Origin of the sequence: Caenimonas aquaedulcis (genome assembly GCF_015831345.1) — a bacterium.
Classification (GTDB): Bacteria; Pseudomonadota; Gammaproteobacteria; order Burkholderiales; family Burkholderiaceae_C; genus Ramlibacter; species Ramlibacter aquaedulcis.
Genome location: NZ_JADWYS010000001.1, coordinates 2,218,376 through 2,234,779, shown reverse-complemented (window position 1 = coordinate 2,234,779; position 16,404 = coordinate 2,218,376). Strand labels below are relative to the sequence as shown.

Sequence of the window (16,404 nt, the reverse complement as noted above, 5' to 3'; positions counted from 1 at the left end):
ATGGCAGCGAAAAACCTCATCGTCGAATTGTTCGTGGAAGAGCTGCCGCCGAAGGCGCTGCGCAAACTCGGGGACGCTTTCGCCGGCGTCTTGTTCGAGCAGCTCAAGAGCCAGGGCCTGGCCACCGCGGAATCGAAGCTCACGTCCTATGCATCGCCGCGCCGCCTGGCTGCGCACGTGAGCGCGGTGTCCGCGCAGGCCGCCGACAAGTCCGTGTCGCAAAAGCTGATGCCTGCCTCCGTCGGCTTGGACGCATCGGGCAACGCAACGCCCGCGCTGCTCAAGAAGTTGCAGGCGCTGGGCGCGGACCCGTCCGCCGTCGCCAGCCTGAAGCGTGCGATGGACGGCAAGGCCGAGGCGCTCTTCTACGAAAGCAACGTGACCGGCGCGACGCTGGCGGAAGGGCTGCAGAAGGCACTCAACGAGAGCATCGCGAAGCTGCCGATCCCCAAGGTCATGACCTACCAGTTGGCCGACGGCTGGAGCGACGTGAAGTTCGTCCGCCCGGCGCACGCACTGCTCGCGCTGCATGGCAGCGAGATCGTGCCCATCGAGGCGCTGGGCCTGAAGGCCGGCAACGTGACGCACGGGCATCGCTTCGAGGCCTCGGTGGACCCCGTGCAGGTGAAGGATGCCGACAGCTACGCGTCCGCACTCGAGAAGGACGGCGCGGTCATCGCGAGCTTCGAAGCGCGGCGCGCGGAGATCGTGCGGCAACTGGCCGCGGCGGCCGACAAGGCCGGCGGTGGAGCCAAGGCAATCGAAGACGACGCGCTGCTCGACGAAGTCGCGTCCCTGGTCGAGCGGCCGAACGTGCTCGTCTGCGAGTTCGACAAGGAATTCCTCGACGTCCCGCAGGAATGCCTGATCCTCACGATGAAGGCCAACCAGAAGTACTTCCCGCTGCTGGACACGCAGGGCAAGCTCACCAACAAATTCCTTGTCGTGAGCAACATCCGCCCGCAGGACGCCAGCGCGGTGGTCGGCGGCAACGAGCGGGTGGTGCGCCCCCGCCTGGCCGATGCGAAATTCTTCTTCGACCAGGACCGCAAGAAGAAGCTCGAGGACCGCGTGCCGGGCCTCGGCAAGGTCGTGTACCACAACAAGCTGGGCACGCAAGGCGAGCGCATCGAGCGCGTGCGTGCCATCGCCAGGTCGATCGCCGGGCAGTTGGGCGGCGGTGAACTCGCGTCCAACGCGGACCGCGCGGCGCAACTCGCCAAGGCCGACCTCGTGACCGACATGGTGGGCGAATTCCCCGAACTGCAGGGCGTGATGGGCCGCTACTACGCGCTGCACGACGGCCTCGGCGCCGACATCGCCGACGCGATCGAGGACCACTACAAGCCGCGCTTTGCCGGCGATGGCTTGCCGCGAAACATGACCGGCGTGGCGGTCGCGCTGGCCGACAAGCTGGAAACGCTGGCGGGCCTCTTCGCCATCGGCCAGCTGCCCACCGGCGACAAGGACCCGTTCGCGCTGCGCCGCCATGCCCTGGGCATCGTGCGCATGCTGATCGAGAAAGACCTGCCGCTGGAACTGGACACGCTGCTCGCCGCCGCCGTCGCCTTGTTCCCGCAGGCCAGTGCGGACACCGTGCGCCTGCTCTCCGAATTCATCTACGAGCGCCTCGCGGGCTCCCTGCGCGAGCAGGGCTACAGCGCGCAGGAAGTGGACGCCGTCCTGGCCCTGCGCCCCCAGCGCCTCGGTGATGTCGCCAAGCGGCTCGCCGCGGTGCGCGCTTTCGCGGCCCTGCCCGAAGCGCCCGCACTGGCGGCCGCCAACAAGCGCATCGGCAACATCCTGAAGAAGGCCGACGGCACCGTGGACCCCCACGTGAGCGAGGTGCTGCTCAAGGAAAGCGCGGAGAAGTCGCTCTACGCCGCGACCCGGGAGGTGGCTCCCAGGGCGTCCGCGCAGTTCGAGGCCGGCGATTACACCGCGTCGCTGCAGACGCTTGCCGCGCTGCGCGCGCCGGTCGATTCCTTTTTCGACGACGTGATGGTCAACGCGGAAGAAACCGACCTGCGCCTGAACCGCCTGGGCCTCCTGGCCACGCTGCACCAGGCGATGAACCGGGTGGCGGACTTGTCGCGCCTCGCCACCTGACCTGCGGAAGGCCTGCCCATGAAACTCGTCATCCTCGACCGCGACGGCACCATCAACGCCGACAGCGACGAATTCATCAAGTCGCCCGAGGAATGGACGCCGCTGCCGGGGGCGCTGGAAGCCATCGCGAAACTGAACCACGCGGGCTGGCACGCGGTGATCGCTTCGAACCAGTCCGGCCTCGGGCGGGGCCTGTTCGACGTCGCGTCGCTCAACGCGATGCATGCCAAGATGCACAAGATGCTCTCCGCGCAGGGCGGCCGCATCGATGCGGTGTTCTACTGCCCGCACACGCCCGATGAGAGCTGCACCTGCCGCAAGCCGCTGCCCGGCCTGTTCGAACAGATCGCCGACCGTTTCGGCGTGGACCTGCGGGCCTCGCGCACCCCGGTCGTCGGCGACGGCCTGCGCGACCTGCAGGCCGGGTCCGCCGCGGGTTGCGAGCCGCACCTCGTGCTCACCGGCAAGGGCGCGGAATTCCGCGGTCGCGCGCTTCCCGACACGTACCCGGCCGGCACCACGATGCACGAGGACCTCGCCGCCTTCGCCGACTGGCTGGTCGCGCGCCAGGCCGCCGGCAAAGCCGCTCCCACCTAACAGGCTCCCTTTCGCATGTCATTGATCCGCTCGATAGTTCACGCACTCTGGATGCTCGTGACGGTGGTGCCCTGGGGCATCTACATGGTCACCGCCTCGCTGTGGAGCAACGGCACGCAGATGTGGTGGATGGCGCAGCGCTGGCTCACCTGGGCCGTCGGCCCCATCGGGCGCGGCATCCTGGGCATCGAAGTGCGCGTGACGGGCTACGACAACCTGCCCCTGGGCGAAAAGAGCCCCGCGATCCTGCTCGTGAAGCACCAGTCGACGCTCGAGACCTTCCTGATCCCCACGCTGATGCCGCACCCGCTCGCCTATGTCTTCAAGAAGGAGCTGATCTACGTGCCCTTCTTCGGCTGGGCCATGGGGCGCATGGACATGATCCACATCGACCGCAGCCTGCGCGCGCAGGCCTTCGCCAAGGTTGTCGAACAGGGCAAGCGCCTGCTCGCGCAGGGCGTGTGGGTCATCATGTTCCCCGAGGGCACGCGCATCCCCCGCGGGCAGAAGGGGGTCTACAAGCACGGCGGCACGCGGCTCGCCTGCGAAACCGGCGCGCCCGTCATCCCCATCGCCGTGACTTCGGCGAAGGTGTGGCCGCGCAAGGCTTTCATCAAGCACCCGGGCGTGGTGGACATCTCCATCGGCAAGCCGATCCCGAGCGCGGGGCGCGAGCCCGACGAATTGCTGCGCGAGGTCGAGGCCTGGATCGAAGCCGAGATGCATCGCCTCGACCCCGAGGCCTACCGCGACTGACGCGCGGCGCGGTGGCTCTTTCGAGCCCCCGTGCGAACCCTGCGGCCGGGCTCGCGCGCGCGCCGCCGCGGATAAACTCGGGCCCCATGCACCGGCTGCTGCAACTCACGCTGGATTTCTTCGACGCCGCGCCCGCGGCGCCTGCGCGCCCACGCACGCGAAAGTCCGCACCCAAGCCGGAGCGTCCCGCCAAGCCTGCCTTCGACGCTCCTGAAAAAAGAGCAGATGGTCCCCCCGCGGAACTGCTCGACAAGGTGCTGGCGCCCGCCGACTTCCGCCACCCGCGCGCCAACCGCGAGGCCATGCTCGGCGATTCCGTGGTCGCCTACGAACTGCGCCGCGCGAAGCGCCGCACCATCGGCTTCGCTGTCGGGCCGGAAGGCCTCACCGTCACGGCGCCGAAGTGGGTGCCCTTGTACGAAGTCGACTCCGCGGTGCAGAGCAAGTCCGCCTGGATCGTGAAGAAGCTCGGCGAGGCCGGCGAGCGTCAGCGGCGCATCGAGTCCGCGCGCATCGAGTGGAAGGAGGGTGCCACCTTCCCCTTCATGGGCGAACCGGTCATCGTGGTGCTCGACCCGCGCCATGGCTTCGACGAAGTCGGCGGCGTGCTGGAGACGGATGACGCGGCGCTCCCCGGCGTCGCGCGCCACACCCTGCGGCTGGGCCTGCCCCAGAACGCACAGCCGTCGCAGATCCGGGATGCGGTGCAGGCCTGGCTCATGCGCCAGGCGAAGCGGCTGTTCACCGAGCGGCTCGACCACTACGCGCCGCAGCTCGGCGTGAGCTGGCGCAAGCTGGTCCTCAGCAGCGCGGGCACGCGCTGGGGCACCGCGCATTCGGACGGCCTCATCCGGCTCAACTGGCGCCTGATCCATTTCCGGCTCCCGGTGATCGACTACGTGGTCGCCCACGAGCTCAGCCACCTGCGCGTGATGGACCACAGCCCCCGCTTCTGGGAGACGGTCGGCACCGTGGTGCCCGACTACGCGCACCTGCGCGGCCAGCTCAAAGACGAGCACATCCCGCCCTGGTGAGTCGCCCGGGAGGGTGGCCGGCTTGCCCCGTACACTCGGGAGCAAGCGGAGCCGCATCGGCCGCCACAGGGAGTAGTCAAAAAATGCGTGGTCGCCTGAGCCTGCAGCAGCGCGTCGTGATCCTGATGGTTGCGGCGATCCTGCCGCTTTCGGCCTTGTCCGTCTGGCTCGCGGTGCGCGAGACGCGATCGACCAGGGAACTCGCGCAATCGCAGCTGAAGTTCGCCGCGTCCGCCATCGCGTCCAGCCAGGACCGCACCATCGAGTCCGCCCATGCGCTGCTCACCGCGATCGCGGCGATGCCCGAGCTGCGCGCCTTGCCGGCGTCCCGCTGCCAGGCCTACTTCGCCGAGCTGAAGGCGAGCAATCCGATCTACTTCAACATCGGCTACTTCGACACCGAGGGCCGGTCCGTGTGCCACGCGAACGCCGCCGCCGGTGCGATCCAGGGCGGCGACCGTGCATTCTTCCGGCAGGCGCTGACGCAGCGGCGGTTCGCGATGGGCGAGGAAATCGTCGGCCGCGCGGGCGGGCGCAGCACCATCCCTTTCGGCCTGCCGATCATCGAAGGCGGTGAGGTGAAGGGCGTCGCCTTCGCCACCTTGAACCTCGCGCAGGCCACCGCCGCGCTGGCGCGGCTCGAGTTGCCGCCGCGGGCGCGCCTGCTGGTGGCCGACCGGCGCGGCCAGGTCGTCATGGAATATCCACCGCGCCCGGCGCAACCGTTGCCGCGCGGACTCGCCAATGCCGACCTGCTGCGCGCGGCGGCCGCGATGTCCTCGGGCACCGGGGAAACCGAGGACCCGCAGGGAGACCATCGCATCTTCGCCTTCGCCCCTTCGATGCGCGTCGGCGTGGAGGGCCTGCTCGCGGTGGCGAGCATCGACGGCAACATGCTCGCCGCCAGCAGCATCGCGAGCCTGCGCGACGAGCTCATGGGCATGGCGCTCATGCTGCTGCTCGGCCTGCTCGGGGCCTGGATCTTCGCCGGCCGGGCCATCGTCGCGCCGACCCGGCTGGTCGTGGACGCCGTGCGCCGGCTCGAGCACGGAGACCTCGATGCCCGGGTGCCGCTGAAGGACACCCGCCTCGGGGGGGAATTCACGCGCATCGGGTCGGCGTTCAACCTGATGGCCGAATCGCTGCAGCTGCGGCAGGCCGACCTGCAAAGCGAGCTGCGCCGCAGCCAGGCCGCGTACGTGGTGCTGGACCAGGTGCTCAACAGCATGCAGGAGGCGCTGCTCGCGATGGATGCGGGCGGCGGCTTCTTCATGTACAACGAGGCGGCACGGGCGCTGTTCCCGCTGGACGGCCCGCTCGCGCCCCGCGCGCAGCGTCCCCTCGCCTGGGGCCTGTTCGAGCGCGACAAGGTGACCCCTTACGCGCTGGAAGACCTTCCGCTTTCCCGCGCGCTGCGGGGCGAGAGCGGCCGGCAACTGGCGCTCTTCGTGCGCAACGCACTCGTGCCCGAAGGCCGCATGCTGCTGTGCAGCTGGCAGCCCGTGACCACCCCCGAGGGCATCCGGGGCGGGCTGGTCGTCTTCACCGACGTCACGCATCTGGAGCGCCTGCAGTCGGAGCAGGCCGCGCAGCTGCGCGAACTGCGGGAAACGCAGGGCAAGCTGATCGAGGCCCAGCGCATCGGACGCGTCGGCAACTGGGAGCTCGACCTTGCCACCGGCAGGCTCGGATGGTCCGACGAGGTGTATGTCCTCGTCGGCCGTGAGCCGGGCGAATTCGAGCCGTCGATCCAGGGCTTCGAGGGCCTCGTGCACCCGCAGGACCGCGCCCTGCTGAAACCGGCGCGCGACAGCGCGCTGCGCGACGGGCAGGTGATGCGTGTGGAATACCGGGTCGTCAAGCCCGACGGCTCGATCGCCTGGATGAGCGAGATCGCGGACGCGCGCCGCGACGAAGGCGGCACGCCCGTGTGGTTCGGCGGCGTGGTCCAGGACGTGACGGAGCGCAGGATTGCCGAAGAGGCGGTGCGGGCGCGCGAGAAGGAGCTGGAGGAGTACACGCTGCAGCTGCAGCGCGCCGCCGAGGCCGCGCAGGCGATCACCTCGCGGCCCGACCTCGAGGCCATGCTCCGCGAAGTGGCCGACCAGGCGCGCAGCGTGATCGGTGCTCACATGGCGGTGGTGAGCCTCACGAAGGGCAGCGACTGGAGCCAGGCGATCTCCTCGCTCTCCATGTCCGACCGGTACGGGGCGTGGCGCGATTACGCGGAGCCGCCCAACGGCGAGGGCATCTATGCGGTGGTGTGCGAGACCGGGCGCGCGCTGCGCCTCACGCAGGCCGAGCTGCTCGCGCACCCGCGCTATCGCGGCTTCGGCGCGCACGCCGCCGACCACATGCAGCTGCGCGGCCTGCTGGCGGTGCCGCTCACCGGACGCGACGGCGCGAACATGGGCCTGCTGCAGCTGTCCGACAAGAGCGATGGCGAGTTCTCGGAGCGTGACGAATACGTGGCCCTCGAGCTGGCGCAGCTGGCGTCGATCGCGATCGAGAACGCCCGCCTCTTCGGCGAAGTGACGCAGCTGAACGCGGGCCTGGAAGAGCGCATCGCGCAGCGCACGGCGGAACTCGCGCGCCAGGAACTGCTGTACCGCACCCTCGCGGAACAGGCGCCGGAAGTCGTCTGGAACACGGACGCGAGCGGCGAGCGCCTTACCTTCCTCAACCGCGCGTGGTACGAGCTCGTGGGCGGCACGCCGCAGCAATGGCTGGGAGACAACGGGCGGCGCGCCATCCACCCGGACGACCGCGAGGAGGTCGCGGCCAACTGGCGCCGGTCGCGCGCTACCCGCCAGCCCTTCATCGGCGTGCGCCGCCTGCTGGCCAAGGACGGCAGCTGGCACACGATGTCGTACAAGGGCACGCCGGTCCTGGACGACGCGGGCGAGGTCGCCTTCTGGGTGGGGATCGACGCGGACATCACCGAGTTCAAGGCGATCGAGCAGGCGCTGCGCAACTCGAACCTGGAGCTCGAGGCCTTCTCGTATTCCGTGTCGCACGACCTGCGCGCGCCCCTCGGCGCGATCGGCGGGTTCAGCAAGGCGCTGGCGCTGAAGATCGAATCGCAGGCGGACGACCGCGCGCGCCACTTCCTCGCGCGCATCCAGGCCGGCGTGGAAAAGATGGAGCAGCTCATCGACGCGCTGCTGCTGCTCTCGAAAGTCGCGCGCGCGCCGCTCAGCTACGGCGCGCTGGACATCGGCGCGCTCGCGCAGGAAGCGATCGACGAGCTGCAGGTGCGCGCGCCCCAGCGCAAGGTGGACGTGCGCATCGCACCCGGCCTGGCGGCGCAGGGCGACGCGCCGCTGCTGCGGCTGGTCGTGGACAACCTCGTGGGCAACGCCTGGAAGTTCACGTCCAACACGCCGGAGCCGGTGATCGAAGTCGGGCGCAGGCCCGCCGACGGGGCGTTTTTCGTGCGGGACAACGGCGTGGGCTTCGACATGGCGTACGCCGGCAAGCTGTTCGGCGCGTTCCAGCGCCTGCACACCGAGGCCGAATTTCCCGGCACGGGCATCGGGCTCGCGACGGTGCGCCGCATCCTCACGCGCCACCAGGGCCGCGTCTGGGCGGAGTCGGTGCCGGGCGAAGGGACGGTCTTCTACTTCACGCTGGGCGAGAGTGCGCCGCCCCAGTGGCTCGCATCCCCGGCGCGCGACGGCGGCACGGGGACCTGGGCGCTGAAGCGGTAGATGCCGTCCGCGCCGCGCGTGCGCTCGAGCTTGCCGGCAAACCACAGCGCATGCAGGTGCGCGACCGACTCGCCCATGGCGAAGGTGGTCTGGTGCAGGTCGAGGGGGCGCTTGAACATCACGGGCAGCACGTCCGCGCCGCACTGCGGCGCGCGTTCGCAGGCTTCCATCACTTCGGCAAGCCGGTCGCGATGGTGCGCGTGCAGTTGCGAGATGCGCTCGTGCAGCCCGCGAAAGGGCTTGCCGTGCGAGGGCAGCGTGAGGGTGCCGTCGGGGAGGCCGGCGAACTTGTCGATCGATTCGAGGAAAAGGCGCAGCGGATCGGATTCCGGCTCCACGTCGTAGACGCTCACGTTGGTGGAGATGCGCGGCAGCATCATGTCGCCGCCGATCAGTACCGCGAGTTCACCGCAGAAAAGCGCGATGTGTTCGGGCGCATGGCCGTACCCCGAGATGCAGCGCCACGCGCGCCCGCCGATGGTGAGCAGGTCGCCGTCCTGCATGCGGTGGAAACTGCGCGGCACGGCGGGCACCATGCCCGCGTAGTAGTTCGTGCGGCCGCGCACTTTCTCCAGCGCCTCCGGATCCGTGAGCCCGTGCGACGCGAAGAACTTCGCCGTCGCGTCGCCGCCGAAGCCGGTGGTGCTCTGCGAGGCGAGCCGCGAGGCGTTGTAGTCGGTGGCGCTGATCCACAGCGGCGCGTCCCAGCGCTCGCACAGCCAGGACGCGAGGCCGATGTGGTCGGGATGCATGTGCGTGACGACCACGCGAAGGATGGGCAGGCCCTGCAGCTGGGTGGCGAAGATCCGCTCCCATTGCGCCTTCGCTTCGTCGCGGCTGATGCAGCAGTCCACCACCGTCCACCCGGCGCGGCCGTCGATCTCGTCGCGCAGCAGCCACAGGTTGATGTGGTCCAGCGCGAAAGGCAGCGCCATGCGGATCCAGCGAACACCCGGCGCTACCTCCATCGTCTCGCCCGGGGCGGGAAGGCTGTCGCCGAACGGGTACTGCAGGCGTTGTTCGAGGGCGTTCATGGGGAGGGGGTTGAAAGCGGGCGGATTGCTGATTGACGTTGACGTAAACGTCATATGTAATCCCGCATTGTAGGGACGAACCCGGAACTCATAGTGGCAACCACGACATACACCATCGGCGACCTGGCGAAGGAATTCGACCTCACCACCCGCGCCATGCGCTTCTACGAGGACATGGGCCTGCTGCAGCCCGAGCGCTCGGGCCCGGGCGGGCGCAACCGCATCTACAGCGCGCGGGACCGCACGCGCCTGAAGCTCACGCTGCGCGCCAAGCGCCTGGGCCTGTCCCTGTCGGAGGCCAAGGAGCTGATCGACATGTACGACAGCCCGCGCGACACGGGCCCGCAGCTGAAGAAATTCCTCGCCATCCTCGCGCTGCACCGCAAGCAGCTGGAAGAGCAGATGGCCGACCTGCAGGCGAACCTCGAGGAGGTGCGCGCGCACGAGAAGGAGGCGCGGGCGCTGCTGTCGCGCACGGAGAAGTCCCGGCAGGCTGCTTGAGAAAAACCGGCAATCCGGTTGTTCAAAACTCGGCATAATTGACGTTTACGTAAACGTCAACTCGCCAGGAGTGTCCATGGCCCCCAGCTTCCAGCCGAAAGATGCCGCCTACGCCGACCGCGTGCGAACCAGTTTCGAGCGGCAGGCTGCCATGAAGACCATCGGCGCCACGCTCGGCGCGGTGGAACCGGGCCGGGTGGTGATCGAGCTGCCCTGGGCGAAGGCGCTCACGCAGCAGCACGGCTTCCTGCACGCCGGCATGGTGGCGACCGCGCTGGACTCCGCCTGCGGCTATGCCGGGTTCAGCCTGATGCCCCAGGACGCCGCAGTGCTCACCATCGAGTTCAAGATCAACCTGCTCGCGCCCGCGCAGGGCGAGCGCTTCCGCATGGAGGGCCTCGTCGTCAAGCCGGGACGCACCGTCACGGTGACCGAAGGCCGCGCCTTCGCCATTGCAGCCGACGGGCGCGAGAAGCTGATCGCCACCATGCATGCGACGCTGATGGCCGTGGTCGGGCGCGACGGCATCCAGCACTGAAACGACAAGAGGAGACCATCCCATGAACCTGCCAGGCCTGAATTTCCAGTTGGGAGAAGACATCGACGCGCTGCGCGATGCGGTGCAGTCCTTCGCGCAATCCGAGATCGCGCCGCGCGCCGCGGAGATCGACCGCAGCGACCAGTTCCCGATGGACCTGTGGCAGAAGATGGGCGCGCTCGGCGTACTGGGCATCACGGTGCCCGAGGAATACGGCGGCGCGGGCATGGGCTATCTCGCGCACATGATCGCGATGGAGGAAATCTCCCGCGCCTCCGCTTCGGTCGGCCTGTCCTATGGCGCGCACAGCAACCTGTGCGTGAACCAGATCAAGCGCAACGGCAGCGAGGAGCAGAAGCGGAAGTTCCTGCCGAAGCTGATCTCCGGCGAGCACGTGGGCGCGCTGGCGATGAGCGAGCCGGGCGCGGGCAGCGACGTCATCAGCATGAAGCTCAAGGCCCAGGAGAAGGGCGGCTGCTACGTCCTGAACGGCACCAAGATGTGGATCACCAACGGGCCGGACGCGGACACGATGGTGGTGTACGCGAAGACCGAGCCCGAGCTCGGCGCGCGCGGCGTCACCGCCTTCATCGTCGAGAAGGGCATGAAGGGCTTCTCCACGGCGCAGAAGCTGGACAAGCTGGGCATGCGCGGCAGCCACACCGGCGAGATGGTGTTCGACAACGTCGAGGTGCCGATGTCCAACGTGCTCGGCACCCTCAACGGCGGCGCGAAGGTGCTGATGTCCGGCCTGGACTACGAGCGCGCGGTTCTGGCCGCCGGGCCCATCGGCATCATGCAGTCGGTGATGGACAACGTGGTGCCCTACATCCACGACCGCAAGCAGTTCGGCCAGAGCATCGGCGAATTCCAGCTGATCCAGGGCAAGGTCGCGGACATGTACACCGTGCTGCAGGCCGGGCGCGCGTTCTGCTACACGATCGGCAAGAACCTGGACATGCTGGGCGCCGAGCACGTGCGGCAGGTGCGCAAGGACTGCGCGTCGGTCATCCTGTGGTGCGCCGAGAAGGCCACGTGGATGGCCGGCGAGGGCGTGCAGATCTTCGGCGGCAACGGCTACATCAACGAGTACCCGCTGGGCCGCCTGTGGCGCGACGCCAAGCTCTACGAGATCGGCGCGGGCACGAGCGAAATCCGCCGCATGCTGATCGGGCGGGAGCTCTTCGCGGAGACGATGTGAGCCAGGAGCTGGTGGCGATCGGCGGCGGAGGCTTCCTGATGGAGGACCTGAGCGGCTTGCAGGAGCGCTACCTGCTGACGCTGCTGCGTCGGCGCGCCACCCGGCCCCGGGCGCTTTTCCTCGGCACGGCGAGCGGCGACGGCGAGCGGGCACAACTTCGTTTCATGAAACTCTTCACCGCGCTGGGCTGCGAGCCCTCGACACTGCCCTTCTTCCCCTATGAGATGAAGCGCGACTATGGCCAGGCCGTTCGCGACGCCGACCTGGTCTACGTGGGCGGCGGCAACACCGTGGCGATGGTGGCCGTGTGGCGCGAATTCGGCTTCGACGCGGACTTGCATGCCGCATGGCAGGACGGCACGCTGCTGTGCGGCATCAGCGCGGGCGCCAACTGCTGGTTCGAGCGGTACATCACGGACAGCGTCCCGGGCGGCGGGACGCGCGAGGGGCTCGGCTGGGTCCCGGGTACTTTCTGCCCGCACCTGGACAGCGAGCCGTGGCGCCAGCCGCTGCTGGAGCAGGCCGGACCGCCGGCTTATGGTGCGCCCGACGGCGTGATGGTGCGCTTCGCCGGCGGGCGCTTCGTCGAAGCGGTGACCAGCCGCGAAGGCCGGCAGGCCGTGCGGAAATCCGACGGGCCGGCGCAGGCCCTGGACACCCGCCTGCTCGCTGCCTGATCCTACGGAACTCCACGTAACCGGACCCAAGGCGACAATGTTCCCATGACCACGATCCACGACCTCTTCACCCACAACCGGCAATGGGCCGAGCAGATGGAGCGCGAGCGCCCCGGCTTCTTCACGGGGCTGGTCAAGCAGCAGAAGCCCAAATTCATGTGGATCGGCTGCAGCGACTCGCGCGTGCCGGCCAACCAGATCACCGGGCTGGAGCCCGGCGAGGTGTTCGTGCACCGCAACGTCGCCAACGTCGTCGTGCACTCGGACCTGAACGCACTCTCCGCGATCCAGTTCGCGGTGGAGATGCTCAAGGTCGAGCACATCATGGTGGTCGGCCACTACGGTTGCGGCGGCGTGATGGCGGCGCTGCACGGGCAGCGCATCGGCCTGGCCGACAACTGGATCCGCCACATCCAGGACGTCCGGGACCGCCACCGCGGCCTGCTGGAGTCGCTGGCCGAGGACAAGCGCGGCGATGCGCTGGTGGACCTCAACGTGATTGAGCAGGTCGTCAACGTGTGCGTGAGCACCGTGATGGTCGACGCCTGGGCGAAGGGCCAGAAGGTCACCGTGCACGGGTGGGCCTTCGGCGTGCACGACGGGCTGCTGCAGGACCTGCGCATGTCGGTCGCCAGCGCCGATTCGATCGAACCCCTGTACCGGGCCGCGCTGGAAGGCGTGTCCGTGGGCCGCAAATAGGACCGGCGCGCGCATGGCGATGTTCCCCCAGCGGCTGGATTCGCCGCTCGCCTACGACATCGCCAAGGCGATGATGGACGGCTTCAACCGCCATTACCGGCTCTTTCGCACCGAGTCCGCGCGCGCCAAGCACCGGTTCGAGACGGCGGACTGGCACGGCCAGCAGCGCGCCCAGCGCGAGCGCATCGAGTTCTACGACCTGCGCGTGAAGGAAGCGACGACGCGGCTCGAGAAGGAGTTCAAGGCGGGGGAGCAGCCGATGGACGTGTGGCAGCAGGTCAAGCTGCACTACATCGGCCTGCTGGTGGACCATCACCAGCCGGAACTGGCGGAGACCTTCTTCAACTCCGTCACCACCAAGATCCTGCACCGCACGCACTTCCACAACGACTTCATCTTCGTGCGTCCGGCCGTCAGCACCGAGTACATCGAGAACGACGAGCCCGGCGCGCTGCCGACCTACCGCTCCTACTACCCGACGCGCGAGACGCTCGGCGAGACGGTGGAGCGCATCATCACCAACTTCCAGCTGCAGCGCGCCTTCGACGACCTGCCGCGCGATGCGGGCTACGTCGTGCAGGCGATGAGCGCGCGCCTGGTGCAGGTGAAGCTGCGCGCGAACTTCCAGATCCAGGTGCTGTCCTCCCTGTTCTTCCGCAACAAGGGCGCCTACGTGGTCGGCAAGATCATCAACGGCTTCAACGAGGTGCCGTTCGCGCTGCCGATCCTGCACAACAAGGCCGGCGCGCTGATCATCGACGCGTGCCTGTTCGGCGAGGACGACATGCAGGGCCTCTTCTCCTTCGCCCGCGCCTACTTCATGGTGGACATGGAAATCCCCAGCGCCTACGTGCAGTTCCTGCGCTCGCTCATGCCCCGAAAGCCCCGCAACGAGCTCTACAACGCGCTCGGCCTGGCCAAGCAGGGCAAGACGCTGTTCTATCGCGATTTCCTCTATCACACGAAGCATTCGAGCGACAAGTTCCGCATCGCGCCCGGCATCAAGGGCATGGTGATGCTGGTGTTCGACCTGCCGTCGTTTCCGTATGTGTTCAAGGTGATCAAGGACTGGTATCCGCCGCCCAAGGACACGACGCGCGAGCAGATCAAGGGCAAGTACCTGCTGGTCAAGCAGCACGACCGCGTGGGACGCATGGCCGACACGCTGGAGTACAGCGAGGTCGCCTTCGCGCGGGACCGCTTCGAGGACGAGCTGATCGAGGAGATCCGCAAGTTCGCGCCCAGCCAGCTGGAGATTTCCGACCGCGACGGCGACGGCCAGGAAGAGGTGATCATCAAGCACCTGTACATCGAGCGCCGCATGATCCCGCTCAACATCTACCTGCAGGAAGCCTTCGATGCCGGCCGCACATCCGAAGCCGACAGCGCGGCCGCTGGCAACGCACGCGACCAGATCGAGGCCGCGGTGATCGAGTACGGCAACGCGATCAAGGACCTCGTGGCCGCGAACATCTTCCCCGGCGACATGCTCTGGAAGAACTTCGGCGTCACGCGCAACGGCAAGGTCGTGTTCTACGACTACGACGAGATCGAGTACATCACCGACTGCAATTTCCGGCAGGTGCCCAAGGCCCGCAACGAGGAGGACGAGATGTCCGGGGAGGTCTGGTACAAGGTCGGCCCGCACGACGTGTTCCCCGAGACCTTCGGCCCCTTCCTGCTGGGCAACGACGCGGTGCGGGATGTGTTCATGAAGCACCATGCCGACCTGCTGGAGGCGTCGTTCTGGCAGCAGCACAAGGAACGCATCCAGGCCGGCTACGTGCACGACGTGTTCCCCTACGAGCGCAACAAGCGCTTCGTGCGCAAGGTGGCGCAGGCGGTCGCATGAACGCGCGCGACGCATGGGAGCTCGCAAGCTTCATCGTGACGGTGGTCGCGCTGCCCTTCGCGATCGTCTTTTTCGCCTGGGAGCAGCGCAAGGAACGCGACAACGAGGAGGAGGAGGGCTACCAGCTCCTGTCCAACGCGTACACCGACTTCCTCAAGGTCGTGCTGGCCCATCCGGACCTGCACCTGCGCACGAACGAGCCGCTCGCCAACCCGACCATCGAGCAGACCGAGCGCATGCTGGTGATTTTCGACATGCTGATGACGTTATTCGAGCGGGCGTATCTTGTGGCCTACAAGCCGAAGATGACCGAGACGGAGGCGCGGCGCTGGAACAGCTGGGACGACTACATGCGCGAGTGGTGCCACCGCGAGGACTTCTACCAGGCGCTGCCGCTGCTGCTGAAGGGCGAGGACCCGGAGTTCCAGAGTTACCTGCGCCGCATCGCGCAGGAAGAGCGCGGCGGCCTCATCCAGGTTTCCTGAACGACACTATTTTTTGAAGGAGCAATTCATGTCCGATTCCATCGTTATCGTCGGCGCCGCCCGCACCCCCATGGGCGGCTTCCAGGGCGATTTCTCGTCGCTCGCGGCGCACGACCTCGGGGGCGCCGCCATCAAGGCGGCCGTCGAGCGCGCCGGCATCCCGGGCGACGCCGTCGGCGAAGTCCTGTTCGGCAACTGCCTGATGGCGGGGCAGGGCCAGGCGCCCGCGCGCCAGGCCGCGTTCAAGGGCGGGCTGCCCAAGAGCGCGGGCGCGGTCACGCTGTCCAAGATGTGCGGCTCCGGCATGAAGGCCGCGATGTTCGCGCACGACATGTTGCTCGCGGGCACGCACGACGTGATGGTCGCGGGCGGCATGGAGAGCATGACGAACGCGCCCTACCTCCTGCTCAAGGGCCGCAGCGGCATCCGCATCGGTCACGACCGCATCTACGACCACATGATGCTGGACGGTCTCGAAGACGCCTACGAGCCGGGCCGCGCCATGGGCACCTTCGGCGAAGAGTGCGCGGCGAAGTACAACTTCACCCGCGAGGCGCAGGATGCCTTCGCCACCGCCAGCGTGAAGCGCGCGAAGGCGGCCACGGAATCGGGCGCGTTCGCGGCCGAGATCACGCCGGTGACGGTCAAGACGCGGGCGGGCGAAGTCGTGGTCTCCATCGACGAAGGCCCCGGCAAGGTCAAGCTCGACAAGATCCCGACGCTCAAGCCCGCATTCAAGAAGGACGGCACGATCACCGCCGCGTCCAGCTCCAGCATCAACGACGGCGCGGCCGCGCTCGTGATGATGAAGGAATCCACCGCGACGAAGCACGGCGCGAAGCCGCTGGCGCGCATCGTCGCGCACACCATGCACGCGCAGGAGCCGAACTGGTTCACCACGGCGCCGGTGGGCGCGGTGCAGAAGCTGCTGGCGAAAACGGGCTGGAAGGTGTCGGACGTCGACCTGTGGGAAGTGAACGAGGCGTTCGCCGTGGTGCCGATGGCGCTGATGGAAGAGCTCAAGGTCGCGCACGACATCGTCAACGTCAACGGCGGCGCGTGCGCGCTGGGCCACCCGATCGGTGCGTCGGGCGCGCGCATCATGGTCACGCTGATGCATGCGCTGAAAGCCCGCGGCAAGAAGCGCGGCATCGCCACGCTGTGCATCGGCGGCGGCGAGGCGACGGCCGTCGCGATCGAACTGCTCTGAC

14 protein-coding genes are annotated in these 16,404 nt (G+C 68.1%); 13 read left to right on the top strand and 1 reads right to left on the bottom strand.

From position 1 onward, the window contains the following. The 5 genes from glyS to I5803_RS10730 all read left to right on the top strand — a co-directional run bounded on the left by glyS (position 1) and on the right by I5803_RS10730 (position 8,206). On the top strand, positions 1-2,109 hold the full coding sequence (gene glyS / locus I5803_RS10750) for a glycine--tRNA ligase subunit beta (RefSeq protein WP_196986359.1): 2,109 nt from the start codon (positions 1-3) through the stop codon (positions 2,107-2,109). A gap of 18 nt (positions 2,110-2,127) precedes the next feature. After that, on the top strand, positions 2,128-2,706 hold the full coding sequence (gmhB, locus tag I5803_RS10745) for a D-glycero-beta-D-manno-heptose 1,7-bisphosphate 7-phosphatase (protein ID WP_196986358.1): 579 nt from the start codon (positions 2,128-2,130) through the stop codon (positions 2,704-2,706). A gap of 15 nt (positions 2,707-2,721) precedes the next feature. Next, entirely contained in the window at positions 2,722-3,462 is a 741-nt protein-coding gene (locus I5803_RS10740) for a lysophospholipid acyltransferase family protein (RefSeq protein ID WP_196986357.1), read from the top strand. 86 nt (positions 3,463-3,548) lie between these two features. Next, positions 3,549-4,496, top strand: a complete 948-nt coding sequence (locus I5803_RS10735; RefSeq protein WP_196986356.1) for a M48 family metallopeptidase — start codon at positions 3,549-3,551, stop codon at positions 4,494-4,496. An 83-nt stretch (positions 4,497-4,579) separates the two neighbouring features. Then, positions 4,580-8,206, top strand: coding sequence for a PAS domain-containing protein (locus tag I5803_RS10730; protein WP_196986355.1), 3,627 nt, complete (start codon positions 4,580-4,582; stop codon positions 8,204-8,206). Here the strand turns inward: I5803_RS10730 and I5803_RS10725 are convergent. After that, positions 8,116-9,240 (bottom strand): MBL fold metallo-hydrolase, encoded by a 1,125-nt coding sequence (locus tag I5803_RS10725; RefSeq protein ID WP_196986354.1) that lies wholly within the window; start codon positions 9,238-9,240, stop codon positions 8,116-8,118. The two genes, I5803_RS10730 and I5803_RS10725, sit on opposite strands and share 91 nt — an antisense overlap. A 90-nt stretch (positions 9,241-9,330) precedes the next feature. On the opposite strand from I5803_RS10725, the gene I5803_RS10720 reads away from it, so the two are divergent. From I5803_RS10720 to I5803_RS10685, 8 genes are all read left to right on the top strand, one after another. Beyond that, positions 9,331-9,741: a MerR family transcriptional regulator gene (locus I5803_RS10720; RefSeq protein WP_196988527.1), complete on the top strand. Its 411-nt coding sequence runs from the start codon at positions 9,331-9,333 to the stop codon at positions 9,739-9,741. A 76-nt stretch (positions 9,742-9,817) separates the two neighbouring features. After that, positions 9,818-10,279 (top strand): PaaI family thioesterase, encoded by a 462-nt coding sequence (locus tag I5803_RS10715; RefSeq protein ID WP_231402383.1) that lies wholly within the window; start codon positions 9,818-9,820, stop codon positions 10,277-10,279. Positions 10,280-10,301: 22 nt separating this feature from the next. After that, positions 10,302-11,480, top strand: coding sequence for an isovaleryl-CoA dehydrogenase (locus tag I5803_RS10710; RefSeq protein WP_196986353.1), 1,179 nt, complete (start codon positions 10,302-10,304; stop codon positions 11,478-11,480). After that, positions 11,477-12,157 (top strand): Type 1 glutamine amidotransferase-like domain-containing protein, encoded by a 681-nt coding sequence (locus tag I5803_RS10705; protein ID WP_196986352.1) that lies wholly within the window; start codon positions 11,477-11,479, stop codon positions 12,155-12,157. The genes I5803_RS10710 and I5803_RS10705 overlap by 4 nt, the downstream gene beginning before the upstream one ends. Positions 12,158-12,202: 45 nt before the next feature. Continuing rightward, positions 12,203-12,856 (top strand): carbonate dehydratase, encoded by a 654-nt coding sequence (can, locus tag I5803_RS10700; RefSeq protein ID WP_196986351.1) that lies wholly within the window; start codon positions 12,203-12,205, stop codon positions 12,854-12,856. Between the two features lie 19 nt (positions 12,857-12,875). Further along, the gene (gene aceK / locus I5803_RS10695) at positions 12,876-14,708 is read left to right on the top strand and encodes a bifunctional isocitrate dehydrogenase kinase/phosphatase (RefSeq protein ID WP_196988525.1); all 1,833 of its coding nucleotides are present in this window, start codon (positions 12,876-12,878) and stop codon (positions 14,706-14,708) included. Beyond that, the gene (locus I5803_RS10690; RefSeq protein WP_196986350.1) at positions 14,705-15,193 is read left to right on the top strand and encodes a hypothetical protein; all 489 of its coding nucleotides are present in this window, start codon (positions 14,705-14,707) and stop codon (positions 15,191-15,193) included. The genes aceK and I5803_RS10690 overlap by 4 nt, the downstream gene beginning before the upstream one ends. Before the next feature lie 28 nt (positions 15,194-15,221). Further along, entirely contained in the window at positions 15,222-16,403 is a 1,182-nt protein-coding gene (locus I5803_RS10685; RefSeq protein ID WP_196986349.1) for an acetyl-CoA C-acyltransferase, read from the top strand. Position 16,404: the final 1 nt, after the last annotated feature.

Bases quoted from the DNA above. Each gene is read 5' to 3' on its own strand.
- glyS (WP_196986359.1), top strand. From the start codon at position 1: ATGGCAGCGAAAAACCTCATCGTCGAATTGTTCGTGGAAGAGCTGCCG.
- gmhB (WP_196986358.1), top strand. From the start codon at position 2,128: ATGAAACTCGTCATCCTCGACCGCGACGGCACCATCAACGCCGACAGC.
- I5803_RS10740 (WP_196986357.1), top strand. From the start codon at position 2,722: ATGTCATTGATCCGCTCGATAGTTCACGCACTCTGGATGCTCGTGACG.
- I5803_RS10735 (WP_196986356.1), top strand. From the start codon at position 3,549: ATGCACCGGCTGCTGCAACTCACGCTGGATTTCTTCGACGCCGCGCCC.
- I5803_RS10730 (WP_196986355.1), top strand. From the start codon at position 4,580: ATGCGTGGTCGCCTGAGCCTGCAGCAGCGCGTCGTGATCCTGATGGTT.
- I5803_RS10725 (WP_196986354.1), bottom strand. From the start codon at position 9,240: ATGAACGCCCTCGAACAACGCCTGCAGTACCCGTTCGGCGACAGCCTT.
- I5803_RS10715 (WP_231402383.1), top strand. From the start codon at position 9,818: ATGGCCCCCAGCTTCCAGCCGAAAGATGCCGCCTACGCCGACCGCGTG.
- I5803_RS10710 (WP_196986353.1), top strand. From the start codon at position 10,302: ATGAACCTGCCAGGCCTGAATTTCCAGTTGGGAGAAGACATCGACGCG.
- can (WP_196986351.1), top strand. From the start codon at position 12,203: ATGACCACGATCCACGACCTCTTCACCCACAACCGGCAATGGGCCGAG.
- aceK (WP_196988525.1), top strand. From the start codon at position 12,876: ATGTTCCCCCAGCGGCTGGATTCGCCGCTCGCCTACGACATCGCCAAG.
- I5803_RS10690 (WP_196986350.1), top strand. From the start codon at position 14,705: ATGAACGCGCGCGACGCATGGGAGCTCGCAAGCTTCATCGTGACGGTG.
- I5803_RS10685 (WP_196986349.1), top strand. From the start codon at position 15,222: ATGTCCGATTCCATCGTTATCGTCGGCGCCGCCCGCACCCCCATGGGC.